Here is a 1,162-nt window from a genome sequence, read left to right on the forward strand (position 1 = left end):
GCCCGGCGCTCACTCGGAATGCGGGTCCATACTCGGTGAATGGCATAGACCCCATGCGCGTCACGAGCAAAGGCCAGTACGTCCCCGCCGTATCCCGGCTCACGCGTGGCGGCATGGACGATCGGGTAGGTGCCGCGCGGGGTGTCCGCGCCGACGAGCGCCGGATGACACCGACCCGAAAAGCAGATCAGGGCGGCGGCAAGATGGACGGTAATCATTGGCGGATATTCGCGATGATGGGCAGCGGGGGCGGGGCCGGCGGTTCGATCACGCCGACTTCGCATGCACGCAAAGTGATTTTTGTTTGCGTCTGCTGGTTGGCTGAAGACGAGCCCATGCCGCCTTGCCCCCACGCGCCACTTGACCCGCCTGCGCCGAGCGCAAGGTTTCGTGCGCCGGCTGTCCCGATCACGGCGGTCGAGATAATCGCCTGCGTCCCCATCAGGTGAGTGCGTCCATCCGGCAGCAGCACCCGGTCGTAATAGCGAACGACGCCGTTTTCATCGGTGACGGGCTCAAGTTCATCCGTCGTACCCTGATCCACGTCGGAGTTGATGAGCATGCCGAAGAACTTGCCCTTGACGGGGGTGTGAACGACCCGTTGAAGCGGGCCGCATGCGGTGACGGTTAGGGCCGCAGAGGTTGCGCCAACCGCGCTCGGCGGCGTAGCGGGCACAACAGGCGGAATCCAGATCGATTTGTAGTCGGAGTGTGACGATGCATCGACATTCGTGACCGACTTGTTGCCATTCCCGTTCGATTGACCCGCGCTGTTGTTGCCGCCGGCGAGCGAAGCCGAGTTGTTTCCGCCGGCCACGCGATTGCCGCCGTTGCTGGCTACCGCACCCGCATTGCCACCTGCACCGCCCGCGCCACCCGCGGCGGAATTGTGATTGGCCGACGAGACGTTTCCGCCCGCCAGCGTGTTACCGCCGCTGTTGGACGAGGCGCCGTTCGACAGGGTATTGCCGCCCGAATTTGAACTGGTGTTTCCGACGCTGGAATGGTTTGCGTTATTCGACGTGTTGCCGTTCGCGTTTGCCGTACCACCGCCCGCATTCAATGAATTGTTCGCGGCGTTGTTCGATTGTTGCAGATCATTGCGACCGGTAATGTCCACGCCCGATGCATTGGAGTTCGAGGTGTTGCCGGTCTGGTCGGC

At 63.1% G+C, this 1,162-nt stretch carries 1 protein-coding gene and 1 pseudogene; both read right to left on the reverse strand.

The window, feature by feature from the left end; all coding sequences use genetic code 11:
* A partial coding sequence (locus WS68_RS28650) for a hypothetical protein (RefSeq protein ID WP_231752925.1) occupies nt 1-218 on the reverse strand: 218 nt, incomplete at its 3' end.
* Nucleotides 215-1,162 (reverse strand): annotated as a pseudogene (locus WS68_RS28185) (hypothetical protein); the annotation flags it as partial. The gene WS68_RS28650 and the pseudogene WS68_RS28185, both read right to left, overlap by 4 nt.

The organism is Burkholderia sp. TSV86 (assembly GCF_001522865.1).
Classification (GTDB): Bacteria; Pseudomonadota; Gammaproteobacteria; order Burkholderiales; family Burkholderiaceae; genus Burkholderia.